Annotated in this window: 22 protein-coding genes and 1 tRNA gene; 11 read left to right on the top strand and 12 right to left on the bottom strand. The window is 62.9% G+C overall.

All coding sequences use genetic code 11. The features are described 5' to 3' along the window. Positions 1 to 155: 155 nt before the first annotated feature. The 8 genes from H7C86_RS27470 to H7C86_RS27435 all read right to left on the bottom strand — a co-directional run bounded on the left by H7C86_RS27470 (position 156) and on the right by H7C86_RS27435 (position 6,027). On the bottom strand, positions 156 to 1,151 hold the full coding sequence (locus tag H7C86_RS27470) for an amidohydrolase family protein (RefSeq protein ID WP_020968257.1): 996 nt from the start codon (positions 1,149 to 1,151) through the stop codon (positions 156 to 158). A 3-nt stretch (positions 1,152 to 1,154) separates the two neighbouring features. Next, positions 1,155 to 1,676, bottom strand: a complete 522-nt coding sequence (locus H7C86_RS27465) for a 3-hydroxyanthranilate 3,4-dioxygenase (RefSeq protein WP_003943511.1) — start codon at positions 1,674 to 1,676, stop codon at positions 1,155 to 1,157. Continuing rightward, positions 1,673 to 2,125, bottom strand: coding sequence for a RidA family protein (locus H7C86_RS27460; RefSeq protein ID WP_019746612.1), 453 nt, complete (start codon positions 2,123 to 2,125; stop codon positions 1,673 to 1,675). Before H7C86_RS27460 ends, H7C86_RS27465 begins: the two co-directional genes overlap by 4 nt. Further along, positions 2,122 to 2,895, bottom strand: a complete 774-nt coding sequence (locus H7C86_RS27455; protein WP_042950503.1) for a 2-keto-4-pentenoate hydratase — start codon at positions 2,893 to 2,895, stop codon at positions 2,122 to 2,124. The genes H7C86_RS27460 and H7C86_RS27455 overlap by 4 nt, the downstream gene beginning before the upstream one ends. Before the next feature lie 42 nt (positions 2,896 to 2,937). Beyond that, on the bottom strand, positions 2,938 to 4,413 hold the full coding sequence (locus H7C86_RS27450; protein WP_020905966.1) for a 2-hydroxymuconic semialdehyde dehydrogenase: 1,476 nt from the start codon (positions 4,411 to 4,413) through the stop codon (positions 2,938 to 2,940). Positions 4,414 to 4,601: 188 nt separating this feature from the next. Then, positions 4,602 to 5,387, bottom strand: coding sequence for an MBL fold metallo-hydrolase (locus H7C86_RS27445; protein WP_070385868.1), 786 nt, complete (start codon positions 5,385 to 5,387; stop codon positions 4,602 to 4,604). Next, on the bottom strand, positions 5,387 to 5,857 hold the full coding sequence (locus H7C86_RS27440) for a RidA family protein (protein WP_003943508.1): 471 nt from the start codon (positions 5,855 to 5,857) through the stop codon (positions 5,387 to 5,389). The genes H7C86_RS27445 and H7C86_RS27440 overlap by 1 nt, the downstream gene beginning before the upstream one ends. A 5-nt stretch (positions 5,858 to 5,862) precedes the next feature. Beyond that, a complete protein-coding gene (locus H7C86_RS27435; RefSeq protein ID WP_003943454.1) occupies positions 5,863 to 6,027 on the bottom strand; it encodes a hypothetical protein in 165 nt (54 codons plus the stop codon). A gap of 53 nt (positions 6,028 to 6,080) precedes the next feature. Between H7C86_RS27435 and H7C86_RS27430 the strand changes: the two genes are divergently transcribed. Then, positions 6,081 to 7,094 (top strand): ArsA-related P-loop ATPase, encoded by a 1,014-nt coding sequence (locus tag H7C86_RS27430; protein WP_021334234.1) that lies wholly within the window; start codon positions 6,081 to 6,083, stop codon positions 7,092 to 7,094. Beyond that, entirely contained in the window at positions 7,094 to 8,272 is a 1,179-nt protein-coding gene (locus H7C86_RS27425; RefSeq protein ID WP_029254327.1) for an ArsA family ATPase, read from the top strand. The genes H7C86_RS27430 and H7C86_RS27425 overlap by 1 nt, the downstream gene beginning before the upstream one ends. A 19-nt stretch (positions 8,273 to 8,291) precedes the next feature. Here H7C86_RS27425 and H7C86_RS27420 read toward each other — a convergent pair whose 3' ends face one another. Next, positions 8,292 to 8,615, bottom strand: coding sequence for a WhiB family transcriptional regulator (locus H7C86_RS27420; RefSeq protein WP_019746605.1), 324 nt, complete (start codon positions 8,613 to 8,615; stop codon positions 8,292 to 8,294). 293 nt (positions 8,616 to 8,908) lie between these two features. Here H7C86_RS27420 and H7C86_RS27415 point away from each other — a divergent pair, with 293 nt between their 5' ends. Then, entirely contained in the window at positions 8,909 to 11,278 is a 2,370-nt protein-coding gene (locus H7C86_RS27415; RefSeq protein WP_003943525.1) for a transglycosylase domain-containing protein, read from the top strand. Positions 11,279 to 11,372: 94 nt separating this feature from the next. Here H7C86_RS27415 and H7C86_RS27410 read toward each other — a convergent pair whose 3' ends face one another. Next, on the bottom strand, positions 11,373 to 11,849 hold the full coding sequence (locus tag H7C86_RS27410; RefSeq protein ID WP_003943491.1) for a GatB/YqeY domain-containing protein: 477 nt from the start codon (positions 11,847 to 11,849) through the stop codon (positions 11,373 to 11,375). 132 nt (positions 11,850 to 11,981) lie between these two features. Between H7C86_RS27410 and H7C86_RS27405 the strand changes: the two genes are divergently transcribed. Then, positions 11,982 to 12,950, top strand: coding sequence for a metallophosphoesterase (locus tag H7C86_RS27405; RefSeq protein ID WP_003943461.1), 969 nt, complete (start codon positions 11,982 to 11,984; stop codon positions 12,948 to 12,950). A gap of 54 nt (positions 12,951 to 13,004) precedes the next feature. Beyond that, positions 13,005 to 13,078 (top strand) — tRNA-Pro (locus H7C86_RS27400). A gap of 34 nt (positions 13,079 to 13,112) precedes the next feature. Here the strand turns inward: H7C86_RS27400 and H7C86_RS27395 are convergent. Together H7C86_RS27395 and H7C86_RS27390 are read right to left on the bottom strand one after the other, a co-directional pair. Next, positions 13,113 to 14,168 carry a site-specific integrase gene (locus tag H7C86_RS27395; protein ID WP_259349309.1) on the bottom strand — a complete coding sequence of 352 codons (1,056 nt, stop codon included), beginning with the start codon at positions 14,166 to 14,168 and terminating at the stop codon, positions 13,113 to 13,115. Between the two features lie 125 nt (positions 14,169 to 14,293). Continuing rightward, complete coding sequence (locus H7C86_RS27390; RefSeq protein WP_182262609.1) at positions 14,294 to 14,926, bottom strand: helix-turn-helix domain-containing protein; 633 nt, start codon at positions 14,924 to 14,926, stop codon at positions 14,294 to 14,296. 154 nt (positions 14,927 to 15,080) lie between these two features. Between H7C86_RS27390 and H7C86_RS27385 the strand changes: the two genes are divergently transcribed. The 6 genes from H7C86_RS27385 (at position 15,081) to H7C86_RS27360 (ending at position 19,693) form a co-directional block, all read left to right on the top strand. Continuing rightward, positions 15,081 to 15,302, top strand: coding sequence for an AlpA family transcriptional regulator (locus tag H7C86_RS27385; RefSeq protein ID WP_182262608.1), 222 nt, complete (start codon positions 15,081 to 15,083; stop codon positions 15,300 to 15,302). A gap of 90 nt (positions 15,303 to 15,392) precedes the next feature. After that, positions 15,393 to 16,151, top strand: a complete 759-nt coding sequence (locus H7C86_RS27380) for a hypothetical protein (RefSeq protein ID WP_182262607.1) — start codon at positions 15,393 to 15,395, stop codon at positions 16,149 to 16,151. Beyond that, the gene (locus tag H7C86_RS27375) at positions 16,148 to 16,501 is read left to right on the top strand and encodes a hypothetical protein (RefSeq protein ID WP_182262512.1); all 354 of its coding nucleotides are present in this window, start codon (positions 16,148 to 16,150) and stop codon (positions 16,499 to 16,501) included. Before H7C86_RS27380 ends, H7C86_RS27375 begins: the two co-directional genes overlap by 4 nt. A 504-nt stretch (positions 16,502 to 17,005) precedes the next feature. Continuing rightward, a complete protein-coding gene (locus H7C86_RS27370; protein ID WP_182262606.1) occupies positions 17,006 to 17,269 on the top strand; it encodes a hypothetical protein in 264 nt (87 codons plus the stop codon). 121 nt (positions 17,270 to 17,390) lie between these two features. Next, complete coding sequence (locus tag H7C86_RS27365) at positions 17,391 to 18,197, top strand: bifunctional DNA primase/polymerase (RefSeq protein ID WP_182262605.1); 807 nt, start codon at positions 17,391 to 17,393, stop codon at positions 18,195 to 18,197. Next, on the top strand, positions 18,194 to 19,693 hold the full coding sequence (locus tag H7C86_RS27360; RefSeq protein ID WP_182262604.1) for a phage/plasmid primase, P4 family: 1,500 nt from the start codon (positions 18,194 to 18,196) through the stop codon (positions 19,691 to 19,693). Before H7C86_RS27365 ends, H7C86_RS27360 begins: the two co-directional genes overlap by 4 nt. The last annotated feature ends 299 nt before the right edge of the window (positions 19,694 to 19,992 follow it).

The raw sequence follows: 19,992 nt of genomic DNA, 5'->3' as shown, positions 1-19,992 counted from the left end.
CGGACGATGAAATCTGTAGTCACCGACCCCGTCTTCGGGATTGTCGGCATCACGAGCGTCGTCGATCGTTGTGTTTGGAATTGTGCTCGCTCGAGACATGACTCACAAATGCCGAATTCACCGTCCGCCATACCGGAAAGGGTATAGCCGGTGTCTCAGACGAGACCCAGGAAGCGTTCGGCATTCCCCCGCGAAATCAGTTGGCGCGCAGTATCGTCCAAGAACTCACTCTTGCGAACCACCTCACCGACCGGACGCTCCCCCAAGGGGTACGGGTAATCACTACCCACCATCACACGGTCCACCCCCACCGTGTCCACCAGCAGTCGCAGTGCGCGCTCGTCGAAGACGACGGAATCCACGTAGAACCTACCCAGGTAATGCGAAGGAGGGAACTCCGACGTACCGATGATGTCGTTGCGGCCGTGCCAGGCGTTTTCCATCCGGCCCAACCAGAACGCGAAAGATCCACCACCGTGCGCAAATCCGATCTTGAGACGATCGTCGATCTTGTCGAACACCCCACCGAGAATCAGCGCGAGTATCGACAGATGCGTTTCGGCCGGCATCGCGGTGAGCCACTGCGCCATCCAGCGATCGAGGCGCGGAGAGTTGGCCATGTCCCACGGGTGCACGAATACCGGCACGTCAAGCGACGCGCAGTGCTGGAGAAACGTCACCACGCCCTCACTGTCGAGGTCCAGATCGCCCACATGATTGCCGATCTCGACACCGCGGTGCCCGTTCGCGATGCACCGCTCGAGCTCACGGCACGCTGCGTCGGTGTCTTGCAGAGGCACCTGGCAGAACGGAATCAACCGATCCTTCGCCGGCTCCACGATCTCGAGCGCGAGGTCGTTGAAGATCCGTGCGATGCGACTTGCCTGCTCGCCGCTTCGGCCGTAATTGAAGAATGCCGGCGTCGGCGAGACGACCTGCGTGTGCACGCCGTCGGCATCCATGTCCCGAAGCCGCACCTCGGCGTCCCAGGCATCGGACTGGATGCGGCGGAACTCCTTGGTGCCCATCATGATCATGGCTTCGGTCTCCGACTCGACCTTCAGCCACGGCGCTTGCGGCCCCGCGTCTTCGGTCAGATCCGGCCACCCGTTGGGCACGTAGTGGGTGTGGATGTCGATCAGGTTGCTCATCACTCAGCCCTTGCCGGGATGGAGCGTGCCGCACTTGTCACACGTGCGGGCTTCTTCGCTCTCGTAGAACTTGACGAACACCGGCGGAAGGTCGGCCACGATGTCGCGCACCTGAAGTTCGACCTCGTGAATCTTGTGATCGCATTCGAGGCAGTACCACTGGAACTTCTCGAGCGTGCCTTCCTTGCGGACGCGTTCGATGACCAGGCCGATGGAGCCCGCCGTGGGACGCTGCGGCGAATGCGGAATGTCTCCCGGCAGCAACCAGGTTTCGCCCTCACGAATGTCGACACGCTGAGGACCGTCCTCGGTCATGACGTTGACGTGGATGTCGCCTTCGAGCTGGTAGAACCACTCCTCGTACGGATCGAGGTGGTAGTCGGTCCGCTGGTTCGGTCCGCCGACGACCTGCACGATGAAGTCGTCTCCGAGCGCCATCGTCTGATTGTTGACAGGCGGCTGCAGCAGGTGGCGGTTGTCGTCGATCCACTTCTTGAAGTCGATGACGGGAGGAATCGTGGTCATGATGCATTCTCCGTATCTTCGGACGCTGAGCGCTTGGAGGCGGGCACGTACGCCACGCCGGAAATTTCGATGAGCAGATGCGGGTGGGGCAGTTGGTGAACAGCCACAGTCGTTCTCGTCGGACCGTTTTCGTCGAACAGTTCGGCGTACACCTCGTTGTATCCACCGAAGTCGTTCATCGACACCAGGTAGGAGGTGACCTGAACCAGATCACTGAGTTCTCCACCCACTTCGGCGAGGATTGCCGCGATGTTTTCGATGACGGCACGCGTCTGCGCCCGAATGTCGAGCGCCGTCGTCCCCATCTCGTCGACCTCGACGCCGACAAACGTGTTGTCGGGTCGACGCGAACTGGTCCCGGAGACATAGACGAAATCGCCGACCACCTTGACGTGGGGGAACTTTCCGCGCGGCTTCGCCAGCTTCTCGATGACCTGCGCCCCACTCATCGCTTCACACCTTTCACCGTGACGGTTCCGAGTCCGTCGATCGTGCACTGTGCGACGCCCTCGTCGAGTCGCACAGCTGCTGTGGCGGCACCGGCCAGAATTACCTGACCGGCGCGCAACGGAATTCGGCGTCGGCGGGCGATGTCGAGCAGTGCATGCAAAGCGCGCGCCGGATCGCCGAGAATGGCCGACGTGGAACCGACTACCGTCTCGCCGCCGACCTCCATACGTACGGAACGGTCTTCGACGTTCTGTAGCGGCAGCCACCGCCCGATCACATACCCGGCAGCGCTGGTGTTGTCAGCGACGACGTCGGTGTAGGTGAAGCGGAAGTCGCGATAGCGCGAGTCGATGATCTCCATTGCGGGAGCCAGTGCATCGACGCAGGTTTCGATGTCGACGTTCGGATCGTCGAGATCGACGTCCTTCGACAGGCGGTATGCCACTTCGGGTTCGATCTTGGGATGAATGAACGTCCTCAGGTCGACTTCGCCGCCGTTGCTCACGCACATCGCGTCGGTCAACTGACCGACGATCACTTCGGAGACACCCATCTGCGCCATCTTCGCTTGGCTTGTGAAGCCGAGCTTGATACCCACAATCGATTCGCCACGGCTGGTTCGTCGTTCGAGGAGTTCGTTCTGAATCCGGTAGGCCTCGTCGATGTCGATGGTGTATTCGTCGGCGAGGCTCGGGGTGTCGGTGCGAGTCTGCGCAGCGTCGTCGAGGCGACGCGCGAGCGCGGATACGGTGTCTTCGGGGGCTGTCATCACGCCTCGCTCATTTCTGGAAAACTTTTGCGGTTTCGATGTTCACAGTTGCACACATACATTCGTCGGTTCGGTGTAGAAGTGCAGCGAGGACTCGCCACCCTCACGTCCGATGCCGGACAGGCCCATACCGCCGAAGGGAGATCGCAGTTCGCGGGTGAACCACGTGTTGACCCAGGAGATTCCGACGTTCATCTTCTGCGCGACGCGGTGTCCGCGGCGCAGGTCGTTGGTCCACACGGAGGCAGCGAGGCCGTACTCGGTGTCGTTTGCCAGGGCGATCGCTTCGGCTTCGGTCTCGAACGGAATGAGTGCTGCAACGGGTCCGAAGATCTCCTCGCGCACGACGCGATCCTTGTTGGTCAAGCCAGTCCACAGGGTGGGTTCGATCCACGATCCGCCCGACAGTTCCTGTCCGAGGTCCGGAATACCGCCGCCGGTCAGCACTTTCGCGCCTTCCTGCTCGGCGATCTCGAAGTAGTCGAGAACCTTCTTCCGGTGCGCCTGCGAAATGAGCGGTCCGGTCGTCGTTGCATCGAGCGTCGGGTCGCCCAGACGCAATCCTGCTGCCCGCTCGACAAGTCCACCGGCGATGTCGTCGAAAATGCTGCGGTGCACGTACACCCGCTCGGTGCACAGGCAGACCTGGCCGGTGTTGGTGAACACCGACTTGGTCAGACCCGTCAACGCTTCGTCGATGTCGACGTCGTCGAAGACGATCGCGGCGTTCTTGCCACCGAGTTCGAACGAGACCGGACGGACTCGCGGCGCAACGGTTTTCATGACATGGGAACCGGTTGCCGAAGATCCGGTGAAGGTGACACCGTCGATGCCGGGGTGCGTGGTGAGGAACTCGCCGGCGGAGTTCGCACCGAACCCGTGGACGACGTTGTAGACACCGGCAGGCAGGCCGACTTCTTCGAGTACCTCGGCAAGCAACGACGCCGTCGCTGGGGTTTCCTCGGAGGGCTTGACCACCACGGAGTTCCCGCACGCGAGCGCGGGCGCAACCTTCCAGGTCAGGAGAAGCAACGGCAGGTTCCAGGGAACGATGACAGCGACCACGCCGAGCGGCTTGCGGATCGCGTAGTTCAACGCCTGCTTGCCACCCGCGAGATCCGTGACAAACGATTCCTGTCCGGCCGCGGCGACGATGTCGGCGAAAGTGCGGAAGTTCGTCAGGGCGCGCGCGACGTCGAGTTCGCGTGCCTGTGTGATCGGCTTGCCGGTGTCCGCCATTTCTGCGGCGACGAACTCTTCGAATCGCTCCTCGATCCGGTCGGCGGCGCGTCGCAGCAGAGCCGTCCGCTCGCGGACCGGCGTATCGGCCCAACCGTTGTCCAGAGCACGTCTGGCAGAGGTCACGGCCCGATCGACCAGGGCCTTGTCGGCCTCGTGGACCCGGGCGAGAACACGGCCCGTTGCTGGGTCGACCTGATCGAAGCTCGACGACTCGTCGGGTTCGACATAGGAGCCGTCCACGTAATTGCGGATCCATCCGTCGCATTGTGAGGTCATGGACTAACTATTGGCCCGTGACCCATATCAAACAAATGCAAAAACTGCCGCCAGCTATACCTCGATCGGCATAGATGGCGGCAGTTCGGCTACACAACTCAACTCTTCATGTCGGCGCCGAGCGCCTCAGCGGCGCAGAATGTCGGCGCCGAGCGCCTCAGCGGCGCAGAATGTCGGCGCCGAGCGCCTCAGCGGCGCAGATACGCCAACTGCACGTTGACGGATTTCTCCGCCACCGGCCACAGCTTCGGGTCGACGTCGGAGTAGACGTGCTCGACAACATCGCGCACCGATGCCGACTCCCCCAACGTCGTCAGAGCGTCCCGCACCTGGGCTAGACGCTCCTCGCGGTGAGCAAGGTACTGCTGCGAAATCGCCTGCAGATCGGGCAGGTCCGGACCGTGCCCGGGAAGAACCGTCAGTCCTTCGCCGAGTGCGGCCAACGACCGCAGTGATGTGAGGTAATCCCCCAGATCGCCGTCGGAGTCGTCCAGAACTGCTGTGCCGCGGCCGAGAATGGTGTCGCCCGTCAGCACGCTCGCATCGTTCTCGATGACTATCGACACCGAGTCAGCGGTGTGTCCCGGAGTCGCGAGGATCCGCAGCTTCAGACCCGCCACCTCGATCACTTCACCGTCGACAAGCGCCGAAGCACCCCCGCGCAGAAAAGCGGGGTCTACGGAACGCACCGGAGCCGAGGTCAATTCATGGAAACGGTCCACCCCGCCGGTGTGGTCGTAGTGCCGGTGCGTGATCAAGGTCAGCGCAACCGGACCGATACCAGCGACACGTTGCAGGTGTTCCTCGTCGTTGTCGCCCGGATCGACGACAACACACTCGACGCTGCCGGGAGCATGCAGAATCCAGGTGTTCGTACCGTCCAGCGTCATCATGCCCGGATTGTTTTCGAGCAAGACCGAAGCGATGTCGGTGACGCGGCGAAGCTGCGCGTAGGCGGGATGGACCGTCGACATCAGCGAACTTCGACGATCAGTTCCACCTCGACCGGAGAGCCGAGGGGAAGCTCTGCCACGCCCACTGCCGAACGAGCGTGGATACCGGCGTCGCCGAGCACCTCACCGAGGAATTCGGAAGCGCCGTTGATCACGCCGGGCTGACCGGTGAATCCTTCGGCGGATGCCACGAAGCCGACAACCTTGACAACACGAACGACGTTGTCGATGCCGACCAGGGCGTCGATGGCAGCAAGAGCGTTGAGCGCGCAGGTACGCGCCGCGGCCTTGGCGTCCTCATCCGACACGCCCGCACCGAGCTTGCCGGTCAGCGCCAGTTTTCCGTCGACGAACGGGAGCTGACCCGACGTGTACACGTGGTTGCCGCTGCGAACCGCGGGAACGTACGCAGCAACGGGTGCCGCGACGGCGGGAAGTGCGATGCCCAGTTCGGCGAGACGCTCCGACCAGGTCTGTGTTGCCTCTGCCATGTGATTCAGCCCTTCGGACGCTTCATGTACGCGACGTGCTGCTCGCCCGACGCGCTCGGCAGGACTGCCACGAGTTCCCAGCCGTCGACACCCCAGTTGTCGAGAATTGCCTTCGGATTGTGGACCAGCAACGGAGTCACGGTGTATTCCCAGGAAGTTATTTCGCTCATGCGGTGAGCCTATCCCGCGTACATCTTCGGCCCCAGACTTATAGGCTCGCGGTGTGGTTGCATCCCAAGATGAGCTGAGCAGGACCTGGCCCGAGTCTGCGACGAAGGCTCGCCTGCACTTTGTGTCGGGTAAAGGCGGAACCGGTAAGTCCACGGTTGCCGCCGCGTTGGCGCTCGCGTTGGCCGAGGGCGGCAAGCGCGTTCTCCTCGTGGAGGTCGAGGGCCGCCAGGGAATCGCGCAGCTCTTCGACGTACCGCCGCTTCCACCGCAGGAGACCAAGGTCGCGGCCGCCGAAGGTGGCGGTGAAGTGATGGCTCTGGCCGTCGACATCGAGACCGCGTTCCTCGAATACCTCGAAATGTTCTACAACCTCGGCTTCGCCGGCCGGGCGATGCGCAAGTTCGGCGCCATCGAATTCGCCACCACCATCGCTCCCGGCCTTCGCGACGTTCTGCTCACCGGCAAGATCAAGGAGTGCGTCATCCGCACCGATCGAACCGGCAAGCGCGTGTACGACGCCGTTGTCGTCGACGCTCCCCCGACCGGACGAATCGGCAGCTTCCTCGACGTCACCAAGGCGATGGCCGATCTCGCCAAGGGCGGCCCGGTGCACTCCCAGAGTGAAGGCGTCGTTCGGCTGCTGCACTCGCCGGAGACCGTCGTACATCTGGTTGCACTTCTCGAAGCGCTGCCCGTTCAGGAAACTGCCGACGCCGCCGCAGAACTGGCGCGCGACGACCTCAACCTCGGTGCCATCATCGTCAACCGCGCCAGCCCGAGGTTCTTGCCCGAAGACGAACTCTCCGGTGCCGCTGCCGGCGATATCGACGCGGCTTCGATCCGGTCGACACTCTCGGACGTCGGCATCGATCTGTCCGACGACGACTTCGCAGGCCTGCTCACCGAGACGATCGAGCACGCGTCGGTGCTCGAAGCTCAAGAATCGAGCGCCGAGAAGCTCCGCGAGATCGACGGGGCTCGGGTGCAACTTCCCGCACTCGCCGACGGCGTCGATCTCGGTGGGCTGTACGAGCTTGCCGAATACCTCACGGAACAGGGCGTGTGATGACCGAGACCACCGAGAACGTGACGGTCGGCAGTTCCAGGACCGGCCGACGCGCAGCTCCTGCCCTCGATATTTCGGCGATCATCAAGGACCCGACGGCTCGGATCGTGGTGTGTTGCGGCGCAGGTGGCGTCGGCAAGACCACGACGGCCGCGTCGCTGGCGTTGCGTGCGGCCGAAGAGGGCCGACGCGTAGTCGTCCTCACCATCGATCCGGCCCGCCGCCTCGCACAGGCCTTGGGTGTGGCCGAACTCGACAACACTCCGCAGCCGGTGAAGCTGGGTCCCGAGGCCACGGGCGAACTGCACGCGATGATGCTGAACATGCGTCGGACATTCGACGAGATGGTCATCGAGCATTCGAGCCCTGAGAAGGCCGAGCAGATCCTGGCGAATCCCTTCTACCAAACCGTTGCCACATCGTTCTCCGGAACGCAGGAGTACATGGCGATGGAGAAGTTGGGGCAGCTGGCGTCGAACGACGCGTGGGATCTGGTGATCGTCGATACCCCGCCGTCGCGCAATGCGCTCGACTTCCTCGACGCCCCGCAGAGGCTCGGCACATTCCTCGACGGACGGATGATCCGGCTGCTCTCTGCACCCGGCCGTGGCCTGACCAGGCTCGTCGCCGGCGCGATGGGATTGGCACTGAAGGGTGTCTCGACCATCGTGGGAAGCCAAATGCTTTCGGATGCATCGGCATTCGTGCAGTCGCTCGACTCGATGTTCGGCGGTTTCCGTGAACGCGCAACGAAGACCTACGAGTTGCTACGTCAGCCGGGGACTCATTTCCTGGTGATCGCAGCGGCCGAACCCGACGCTCTTCGCGAGGCGGCGTTCTTCGTCGATCGCCTTGCGGGCGACTCGATGCCGTTGGCCGGTCTGGTTCTCAACCGCACGCACCCGACATTGACGGCTCTGCCTGCCGATCATGCGGTGACCGCCGCCGACAAACTGGAAGCGAAGGAAAGTGCGACCGAGGCCGAAGCCCTCACCGCAGCCGTTCTCCGCATCCATGCCCATCGGGCAGTGATCGCGAAGCGGGAGATCGCCTTGCTGAGTCGATTCACCGCAGCTCACCCGAGGGTGCCGCTGATCGGTGTTCCGTCGCTACCGTTCGAGGTCTCGGACCTCGAGGCGCTGCGCGCGGTGGGAGATCAGCTCACTCGTAAGGGCTGATCCCCCCGATCGGCCTGGATCAGACTGCTGAGTGATGCTGGCGCTGGTCTTCGAAGAACTCGGACCAGGAGTCGACGTCGGGGTGCTGCTTGAGCAGTGCACGGCGCTGACGCTCGGTCATTCCGCCCCACACACCGAACTCGACACGATTGTCGAGAGCATCTGCTCCGCACTGCATGAGGACCGGGCAGTGACGGCAGATGGTGGCCGCCTTGCGCTGCGCGGCGCCACGAACAAAAAGTTGGTCGGGGTCGACCTCGCGGCATCGTGCCTTAGTTACCCAGGCAATTCGTGCCTCGGCCTGCTCGATGTCCAAACGGCTACTCGGGGTGGCTGTGTACATTCTGGGTCCCCTCTACAAAGTCTGACCGTCGCCATAGGGCGAGCAGCGCACCATCTCAGCCGTCCCCGCGGTAGCACGGTGAAAGCTGAGACACATTCGTGATCGAGTGTTACGTCGATCACACTGATCACAATTTAGGTAAAGAACGGCCCTAACGCAAGACGCTCGGGAGCATTTTTTGGTACGGCAGTACAAAGCGCGTGTTCAGAAGGTTTTGAACACCCCCGAAACACTGAAACCGGTTCCAATGGGTGGGCACACGTACTCTGTAGATCGTGTCGATTGCAAAAACAGTGGCGAAGCTCGCCGGAAGCTCCGCATTGGCGGGTGTCCTGGTCGCAGGGGTGATGTTCCCAGTGGCGGGTGGATTCGGATTCGCGTCCAACCGCGCCGCCGATACCGTCGACAACGTCTCGGCCGAACTGGTCGAAGGCACGGTCCCCGCGGTGTCCACCATGGTCGATGCGGCAGGCAATCCCATTGCCTGGCTCTACGACCAACGACGCTTCGAAGTCCCGAGCGAGAAGATCTCCAACAACATGAAGTTGGCGATCGTCTCCATCGAGGACCGCCGGTTCCCCGACCACAAGGGCGTCGACTGGCAGGGAACGCTGCGTGCCTTCCTCACCAACACGACGACCGGTGAAGTGCAGCAGGGCGCGTCGACACTCGATCAGCAGTATGTGAAGAACTACCAACTGTTGGTCGTGGCCAAGACGGATGCCGAGCGCCGCGCTGCCATCGAGACCACCCCGGCCCGAAAGATCCGCGAGATCCGGATGGCCCTGACGCTGGACAAGGAACTCACGAAAGACGAGATCCTCACCCGGTACCTCAACCTCGTACCGTTCGGCAACGGATCCTTCGGCATCCAGGACGCGGCTCAGACCTACTTCGGCGTCGATGCCGCAGATCTGACCGTTCCCCAGTCGGCGATGCTTGCCGGCATGGTTCAGTCCAGCTCCGCACTGAACCCGTACACGAACGTCGAGGGCGTGACCGAGCGTCGTAACACCGTGCTCGACACCATGATCACGAACATTCCGGATCGTGCCGACGAGTTCCGCGCCGCCAAGGAAGAGCCCCTCGGCGTCCTGGAAACCCCCAACAACTTGCCCCGCGGCTGCATCGCTGCAGGCGATCGCGGATTCTTCTGTGACTACGCACTGAAGTACCTCTCGGACGCCGGAATCACGCGCGACCAGATCAACGAGGGTGGTTACCTCATCAAGACCACTCTCGATCCGCAGGTCCAGGCGTCCACCAAGGCCGGACTGAACGCGAACGCGAGCGCCAACCTCGACGGCATCGCGAACGTGATGAACGTGATCAGGCCGGGCCAGGATTCACACAAGGTCATCGCGATGGCCAGCAGTCGCACGTACGGACTCAACGCCGACGCCGACGAAACCGTCCAGGCACAGCCGTACTCCCTTGCGGGTGACGGTGCGGGTTCCGTCTTCAAGATCTTCACGACGGCTGCGGCGATGGAGAAGGGCCTCGGTATCAACGCGACGCTCGACGTGCCCAAGCGATTCGAAGCCAAGGGCATGGGTAGCGGTGGTGCGGCCGGTTGCCCGGTGTCGACTTACTGCGTGGAGAACGCCGGCAACTACCCGCCGACACTGTCCGTGACCGACGCGCTGGCACAGTCCCCCAACACCGCTTTCGTCAAGCTCATCGAGGCAACCGGCGTCACGCCGACCGTCGACATGGCCGTCCGTCTCGGCATGCGCTCGTACGCTGATCCCAACACCTCGGGCTTCGACGAGCGCAGCATGGCCGACTTCCAGAAGGAACAGAACCTCGGTTCGTTCACCCTGGGCCCCACCTGGATCAACCCACTCGAACTCTCCAACGTCGCGGCCACTCTCGCCTCGCACGGCAAGTGGTGCCCGCCGAGTCCCATCGATTCGGTCTTCGACCGCTACGGCAAGCCTGTGGCCGTCACCGAGCAGGGCTGTGAGCAGGTTGTCGAGCCCGGCTTGGCAGACACACTCGCCAACGCCATGAGCCGTGACGACGTCGGCGCCGGTACGTCTGCCGGAGCTGCAAGCAGCGCCGGATGGAGCCTGCCGATGTCGGGCAAGACGGGTACCACCGAGACCCACAAGTCCTCGGCGTTCCTCGGCTTCACCAACAACCTCGCTGCTGCCGTCTACATCTTCGGCGACTCCCCGACGCCGGGAGAGATCTGCTCTAGCCCGCTGCGCCCCTGCTACAGCGGCAACCTGTACGGCGGTACCGAACCGGCGAGATCCTGGTTCGCGGCAATGAACCCGGTCGCCAACAACTTCGGGCCCACCTCACTGCCTCCGATCGACGAGAAGTACGCACGGGGATCGCAGAACGGCCAGGTTCCCGAGGTTGTCGGCCTGAGCCAGTCGGCGGCGACGTCGAGGTTGCAGGCGTCCGGCTTCACGGTCAATTCCGTGACCACGGCGTCCGGAGCACGCGCGGGAACGGTCACCGGAGTTTCGCCGTCCGGGTCCGCGATCCCGGGTTCGACCGTCACGATCTACATCAGTGACGGTTCCGTGAGGGCTCCGGCAGCACCCGCATCCCCGGCAGCTCCAGCAGCTCCGGCACCGGGCGCGACTCCCCCGGATGCGACTCCGCCCGGAGGTGAACCCGCACCGCCCGCGGGGACCCCGCCGAACTGACGGCCCTGAAAACTGACGGCTCTGAAAACAAGAACGGCCGCGATCTCCGAGTGACTCGGAGATCGCGGCCGTTTTCGATTCTGGTGGCGCGCTTCTACAGGCGGGACTTCACTGCTGCAGAGATACGGGCGCCATCGGCCTTGCCCTTGGCCAGCGCGCTGGCGGCCTTGATGACCTGGCCCATCTGACGCATCCCCGGACGCTCACCGAGCTCCTCGGACACCTGAGCGAGGGCGGTGTCGACGACGTCGACAAGCTCGGCGTCGGTCAACGGCGTCGGCAGGTACTCGTCGATGATCTGAGCTTCGGCGCGCTCTTTCGCGGCAAGCTCACCGCGGCCGTTCTCGGTGTAGATCTCGGCCGATTCGCCGCGCTTCTTCGATTCCTTTGCAAGGACTTTGATGATTTCTTCGTCGGTGAGGACTCGTGCTTCCTTACCGGCCACCTCTTCGGTCTGGATGGCTGCCATGAGCATCCGAAGGGTGGCTGTACGTAGCGGATCCTTCGCCTTCATGGATGCAACCATGTCGGTTCGGAGGGTGGCTTTGAGCGATGGTGTCGTGTCGGACATGGTGGAAACGTTACGCGCTCGGCGTTTCGAGCGTGCCGATAGTTACCTCCGCCCGGACACAATTCTCTGTGGAATAGCTGTAAAAGGCGGCGAGAGCGACGCAGAAGAACGCCACACCCGTATCCTTGAGAGGTGTCTTCCCAGTTCCGCACCAATCTGACCCGCACCGCACTTGGTGCCGCGGGCGCCGCTGCACTAGGGATCGGGTACGCATCCGGCATCGAACGCAATGCATTTGCACTGCGTGAGGTGACGATGCCAGTCCTGGCGCCCGGTTCGTCGTCGCTGCGGGTCCTCCATCTCAGCGACCTGCACATGATGCCGAACCAACGGTTGAAACAGAATTGGTTGCGTGAGCTCGAAGGCCTCGACCCCGACCTCGTGGTCAACACCGGCGACAACTTGTCGCATCAGCGCAGCGTCCCGGCAGTGGTCCAGGCGCTCGGTGATCTGTTGGCTCGGCCGGGTCTGTTCGTCTTCGGCAGCAACGACTACTTCGCTCCGAAACCGAAGAACCCACTGAGCTACATCTTCAACAAGGACAAGCGCATCACCGGGGATCCCCTCCCCTGGGGCGATCTGCGGGCCGCGTTCACCGAACGTGGATGGCTGGACATGACCCACGTGCGCCGCGAGCTCGAAGTGGCCGGTATTCGCATCGCAGCCGCCGGCGTCGACGATCCGCACCTGAAGCGTGATCGCTACGACACCGTCGCCGGAACACCCAATCCCGTCGCCCAGCTCAAGCTCGGTCTGACGCACTCGCCCGAACCTCGAGTTCTTGATCGGTTCGCCGACGACGGTTACGACCTTGTGCTCGCCGGCCACACGCACGGTGGTCAGCTGTGCCTTCCGTTCTACGGCGCGTTGGTCACCAACTGCCAGATCGATCGATCCCGGGTCAAGGGGCCGTCGAAGTGGGGCGCGCACACCCAGCTGCACGTCTCCGCGGGCATCGGCACTTCGCCGTGGGCGCCGGCGCGCTTCTGCTGCCGCCCCGAGGCAACTCTGTTGACTCTGGTTCCGGCCACCAGGCGCGAACCGGAGCACGTCTCCGCACACAGTTCCGCAGAGTCTCCAGCGTCGGTTCTACGCAACTGACCTGCGGATTTAATGTCAGTCGACTCGGTAATGTAAGCTAACCGAGGTTCGACACGGGGTGTGGCGCAGCTTGGTAGCGCGCTTCGTTCGGGACGAAGAGGTCGTGGGTTCAAATCCCGCCACCCCGACAGTGAAGAACAGCAGGTCAGAGGCCCTTTCCGTTCATTCGGAAAGGGCCTCTTTTGCGTCCGTGGGCACATTCTGGGCACACTGCGCCCGAGTCCTCGCGAGGTCGAGCGCGTCGGACACCGCCTCGAGGTCGTCCGGGAACAGATCCGAATACGTATCGAGCGTCATTGCCGCCGAGGCGTGTCCGAGCATGGTCTGAACGCTCTTGACGTTCGCGCCCGCCGAGATCGCCAAGGACGCCGCAGTGTGCCGCATGTCGTGCGGGGTCACAGTCGGAAACTCGGGCGTCGTCGCGTGATCGAATTCAAGCTCCTCCTGGTTGCGCTGTTCAGTGGCCCGCTCTTGCAACCGCACAACTGCGGGTTTAAACACTCGCGGTCGCCAAGTCGAAACCCGCAACACCGCCCCCTCCGTAGACGTAAACACCAGCTCGTTACGACCCTTCCCGACCATCCGCGCCGCTAGGAGTGGGACCAGGAACTTAGGGAACGGCACCGAGCGGCGTTCGTGCGTCTTCGGCGAGCCCCAGACCAGCGCGCCTTTCACCTCGACCACCGCCCGCGTGACGTGAACCCGCCGACGGAGCATCTCGAAGTCCGAGACGCGCAGAGCTGCCATCTCCGACCAGCGAAGCCCGGTATACGCGAGGAATTGGACTACGTCTGGTTCGCCCGTTTCGTCGGCCAACTCCTGGACCTGAATGTGAGTGAGGTACCCGCGTTGCCGGTGTTCGCGCCTCGGGACTTTCACGCCTGCACACGGGTTGCGTGGTATGCGTCGGTCTTCGGCCGCAGTCTCCAGCACCATTCGCAGCAACCCGAGAGCGTTCTCGATAGTCGCCGTACCGGCACCATCCGTCACCATCTGCGCCACCCAGGCGCGGACGGTTGACGTCTGGACCTTCCCCACTGTTACTCCGGACCACTTCGGCCCGGTATGGACTCGCCAGGTGACCTCTCGAGTTGCCGCAGTAGACGCCTTCAAATGCCCGGAGGACGCGCGCCACTGGTCGTACACATCTCCGACCGTCACCCGACCAGCCGAAGGGTCGATCCAATCCCCTGTGAGCTTGGCCGTTTCCGTGGTCACAGCGAACGCGTTCGCGTCCCTCTTCGTCGTAAAACCCCGCTTCTTAGTCTGCCTGTGGTCCGGTGTTCGGTAGCGGACGAGGTAGCGCGTGCCTGCCTTGGTCTCGTACGACTCGATAGTCGCCATCAGAGCCCCAACTCTGCTCGGAGCTGCTGCTTCAACTGCGCCGCAACCCCGCCTCGTCGTTGCGGTGAAGCGTCCCCGGCCAACCGGTCTCGTTCGGCCGACAGCGACCGCCCCCAAAGCTTTTTGGACGCCTGCGCGAGAGCCAGCCTCGAGACCCCGAGGTCGCGGGCACACCGTTGCTCGGTGAGGGACGACGACCGCAGAACGTCCAAGAGCACGGAGTCCTCAAGCGCACCTTCCGGCAGTTTCCCTTTTGGCCCCTTGGCGGACAGGAGTAGAGACAACGCCTCATCCTCGGGAGCAGGGGGCGTTATGGCAGCGACGGGCGAGCCTGCGCCGAACGCGGCCAGCTCCGCGACCTCGATAGTGCCCCCTGCTGCTTTGACATGACCTGCGCCCTGCAGGAGATCGGTCAAGCGAACGTCGCGTCCAGCCAGGACCGAGAGCGTCTGCGCGAGCCGGTACAGCTGGTCGAACGATAGAGACACTTCGCCGCGTTCGGCCGCCGAGGCCCTGCTATCGGACCAGCGCAGGCCATGTTTCCGCGCTTCTGTCGCGAGGTGGTCGAGCGTCCGTCCCATCTCTTGGCGTAGACGCCGGATGTTGGTTCCGATGAGTTCTTGAATGTCCATACGGAGCAGCGTAACGGATTGCGACGTATACGCCTAGAACACGACGTAGTCGTTGGAATCTTGCGGATTACCCCATTTTCATGATTTGCTTGCCTGACACCAAGGCGTCAAGATTTCGACGCCCTCCTAGCGGCAATGCACGAAAGGAAATCTGATGGGCTCTTCCATTCAACTCGCGACACCGGCTCCGTTGGCCAGCAGTGACGACGTGGCCACGTACTTAGGTTGTTCGCGCCAGAGGCTCGCGGCTCTCCGCCATCAGGGGCGCGGCCCGAAGTTCGTCAAGATCGGCCAACGTGTCGCGTACCGCTGGTCGGACGTTAATTCCTGGGTCGACGCCCAAACCTTCGAGGGCACAGCACAATACAGCGCCTGAATACGAAAACGCCCCCAGTGCGCCAACACCGGGGGCGAATCCAACCATCAGCCCGAGCGCGCAGCTCGGACCGAAAGGGAAATCAAACGCATGCCAATTGAATCAAGCACCCCCGACAACACGCAACCAAGCCCCTCCGACGAGACCCAACTGGAATACCCACCGGTGAGCGACCTGCAATCACTGATTGACGACCTGCAGGCGGTCGTTGATGGGATGGCACACCCCAAAGACTTCGAGTTCGTTTGCGCCTCTGAGATATATGAAACGCCCTGCAAGATCTCGGCGTGGATATCTGAAGTGTTCAATGTGACTCATGTCCGGGGGATAACTGCATTTGAGACCGTCGCGGACATCGTCGCGTGGGCCGAGGAAATCTGGGCAGACATCGCGCAGGACGAAGATTTCAGCGACAAGGATTTCCTCGTTGAAGACGTGGACTTCCGGGGAAAGCGCCTGATTATCACGTTTATGCACTCCGAATGCGCCTTCGTCACCGTCGAACCTAGCAAGGGCAGCGATTACTTCTCCATGTGCGGGCCTGACGAAACACGGGATTGGTTTCTCGAGCGCTTCGGCCCTGGCACGGTCGAGCCCCAGAGCATCGACCCGGACGCAGTAGCAGAACGCGAGCAGCTCGGAGCCCCTCAAATGAGCAATTCCTTTGCCTCCGTCGACGCCCCCGTTCGCGCCAAGTTCACGCCGCGACATGGGACAGTCTCGATTGGCCGTCAATCTGGCCCGAGTGTTGTCATCCCTGATGTGGTCGACGTCCATTCCCTGATTGACGACCTGCAGACCGCTGTTCGCGAGATGGCTCGCCACCAGGAAGCCGAGGCCACGGCATGAAAATTCCGGCCAGCCAGAGGACCGAACGCCGGGACACGACCCGGCCGGTCGGCGAGCATCGTCGTTCGGCAGACGGTACGACACCGAGCAGTGGAGGCCACCAGACGAGCGTCACCGCTAAGCAGATGGAAGCTCTCGGCGCGCTGCTGCGACTCATCGACGAACGTTACTCCTCCGGAACCGCTTCCGAGTTGGTCTATTTCAAAGGTGTTCGAGTCTCGCTCCACGTACGAAACAGCCAGTCGCCCGACGGAATACTGCTCCGCATCAGCTCGACCTACGGTGCCGAAGTTCTCGAGCTGGTCCCGGCAGTGTCCCAGCAGTTCGACGCGGAAACCTTGGACAGCTAAAGCGTCCAAGACACCATCGACCAGGCACGCGACTGGCTCGACCGCGAGGTGCGCAGGGTTGTTCCTGCAGTGCAGCAAGCCAAGGTACAACTGCTCACCAAGCAGCTCGTAGACGCTGAACAGACGCGGCAGAGCGCCAACGCCTCAGTGTGGAATCGGCCGACCACTACGGAGGCCACCGAATGACCGCCCAGGAGCGATTCGAGCTGAAGGCGACCGGGTGGGCGTTCCTCGTCTACCTGCTGATCTGGGGCGCGCTCGTCTTCTGATCGCGTGACCCCTGACACCAGTAATCCCCGACGCGCCCAGCGGACCCCGCCTCCATTCGGGTACCCGCTGGGCGCGCTCGTTTGCCCGGAAGACCAACGAGCGGCCACGAGGACCCGTCTCCGGAATCTGTTGTCGCCGAGGGTTTTTCTCCCTCTTGACCTCCCTCGATTCCGACTGGCCTCGACCAAAGCATTACTACTTCTACGTCAGAAATATCTCATGCTTTCGTTTCCTATGAGCAACCAAGACCCTAGACACGACGAGGCCGCAGAGGCCCCGGTACAGCGACCGAAACCCGGAACTCCCGAGCATCAGGAATGGGTCCGCGCCAAGGCTCGCGAGAACTGGCGAAAGCGGGCAGAACGAATCGCTGCCGACCCGGAGGCAAAAGACCGCGAACGACTCCGCAAAAAGGCTCGCAACTACGAAGCGCGTCAACGCCGGAGGGTCGGAATCCTCCCCCTACCTATCGGCCAACGCGTCCCGAAAGAGCAGTGACCCCGACAGCAGTCCGCCCCAATTGCTGGCAGGCAACCGGGGCGAACGGAGCGCACACGTACACGCTGAACACGACAACCCCAGCGTAACACGCGCTCCTCAGAACAAATGAGGAGTAATAGTGAAATCCGCAGCACGACAAGCCAAATCAACGCCCCGCCCCATAGCGCCCCCTGCTGGCCCGTTCGCTGACCACGCGCCCGCGCTGGCCGCTGACGGCTGGTCCGTCTTTCCGCTCGTCCCGCGAGGGAAGGTCCCCTACGCGGGGTCGCACGGACACCGCGACGCGACTACCGACCGGGCACAGGTCGAGGAGTGGACCCGCATTCACGCGAACGGGAACATTGGTATTCGTCCGGCCGGGGGAATGCTCGTTGTGGATATCGACTCCGCTGCTCTCCTCGCCCCGTGGATGATCGAGCGCGGCCTGTCGTTGCCTCCGACACGTGTCGTCCGCACCAATCGCGGAAGCCATTACTACTACACGTTCTCCTCGGAGCGTCCTCTGCTGGCCGCGATTCCGGGCGTAGACCTCAAGACCGAGAAGGGGTTCGTCCTGGCTCCAGGGTCCGTCCACAAATCCGGCCGCATCTACCGCGTGTGGCGAGACTTCCCCATTACCGAACTTCCCATTGAGTGGCTCGAGCACATTCAACGCCCAGAGCCGAAGCCGCGCCCTCGCGTGGTCACGAGATCAGGAGGAGCTCCCGTGGGAACACCTGGGCTCCGACTCGTCCGACTGCTCGGCGTCAAAGCCGAGGGCGAACGAAGGGGGTTCCTGATGTACGCCATCGGCGAGGCGTACCGCGTCTATGGCGGCTCTGCGGACCTGATCGAACGCCTATGTAACACAGCAATATCAATTGGGTTGTCTCCCACGGAGGTTGACGCGGCTCGCCAGTACATCGAAGAACAGGAAACCTCGTGAAACTGTCCGACACGCTTCTAGAACTCGTCAACGGCGAATTCCCCCAGTCCCTCGCGGACTCAAACGGGCGGCTGTTGCTGGACGACTCGCCGCTCTCTGCTTACCTCGCTGGCCGGATGCGTGACCAATTCCGGCACGCTCCCGGTATCGGATGGATGCGGTACTCCGGGAAGGTCTGGAAACCAGTACACGACGACCGGGTGACGAAGGAGGTTCAGCGGCACTTCACGGACATGTTCGCGGAGGAAGCGCCAACGGCCGACGGCGACCGGAGGAAACGCCTCGCGACACTGCTTGCGGCCCACAAGATTCGAGCGGTCAAAAGCCTGTTGCGTGGATTGGTCAAGGAAGACGCCGAGCACTTCGACTCGCGGGAACACGCCCACCTGCTCAACTGCAAGAACGGGGTGGTCGATCTGCGCACGGGCGAGCTACTCCCCCACGACCCGAACCTATTGTTCACCAAGATCACCGCGTGCGACTACGTCCCAGGGAAGCGCCACAAGGATTGGGACTCCGCACTGCATGCTTTGCCCGACGCCGAGACTGCGGACTGGTTGCAAGCAAAGCTAGGGCAGGCCATCACCGGCGAGGCACCCTCGGACGACGTGATGCCGCTCCTGCAGGGTGGTGGACAGAACGGAAAATCGACCATCCTCGGATGCCGCTACGCCCTCGGCTCGTACGCGCAGATCGTCCCGGACAAGCTCCTGATCTCGCGGCCGTCTGATCACCCGACGGAGCTTATGACCCTGCGCGGGTTGCGCTTCGCAATCTTGGAGGAACTCCCGGAGGGTACGTTCTCCGTCCGGCGACTTAAGGCCATCCTCGGCACCTCGCAGATCACCGCACGCGGGATCGGACGGGACAACGTCACCTGGGACGCGACACACACCCTAGTAATCTCTACGAACCACAAACCGAGGATCTACGAGACCGACCACGGCACCTGGCGACGACTCGCCCTCGTGGTGTTCCCCTGGCGCTACCGCGCAACCCACGATGCACTCGAGCGCGAGACCGACCGTGTAGGCGTGGACGGTCTGCGCCGCAGCATCGAGGACGGGAAGGAACAGCGGGAAGCGTGCCTCTCCTGGCTCGTAGAAGGGGCGATGCGGTGCTACGCGGGCGGCGACCATCAGCGAATCCCCGCGCCCTCGGCGAGAGTCATAGCTGATACGAAAGCGTGGCGAGGGCAAGTCGATCTGCTGGCACTGTTCGCGGAAGAGCACCTCGAATTCGACCCGAACGCGTGTGTCCTGTCGCGGGAACTCTACGACGAGTTCACCCGATGGCTATCCGCTGGAGGCCACACCAGCTGGTCGGACCAGACGTTCACGGAGAAGCTCCTGGACCACGACCTGGCCGAGAAACACGCCATACGGCGAGAACGAAAGAGACTCGGGCAGTCTCAGCTGTCCCGACCCCACATCGCACGCAACGCGGCCGATCCGAAAGGTCCGCAACGCCTGACTGTCGGGATTCGGTTCCAATGACGCGGCGCACTATCCCGGTAAATGCGTTCTGGAATTATGGAACTGGAGTGCTGGTACGCCAGCATGGGGCGATAGAACGTCGAGCGTGACGGGGTGTGACGGGGTTCTCGGGTCGTTCTCTGGAATCCGTCTCATGAAAAACCGGCTGAGAACTACGGCACACCCCGGCACACCCCCGGTCGGAGGACCTGTCGTCATTGGGGGAATTCCCCCTGACCGCGTACTTACGACGAACTCTCGAAAGCAAAGCGGAGGCGTTCCCACGCCGCACGGGCACCGAAACCGTCGGAACGCCCGCG

Origin of the sequence: Rhodococcus sp. UFZ-B548, assembly GCF_903819475.1 — a bacterium.
Taxonomy (GTDB): Bacteria; Actinomycetota; Actinomycetes; order Mycobacteriales; family Mycobacteriaceae; genus Rhodococcus_F; species Rhodococcus_F erythropolis.
This window is presented reverse-complemented; position numbering and strand designations above follow the sequence as displayed.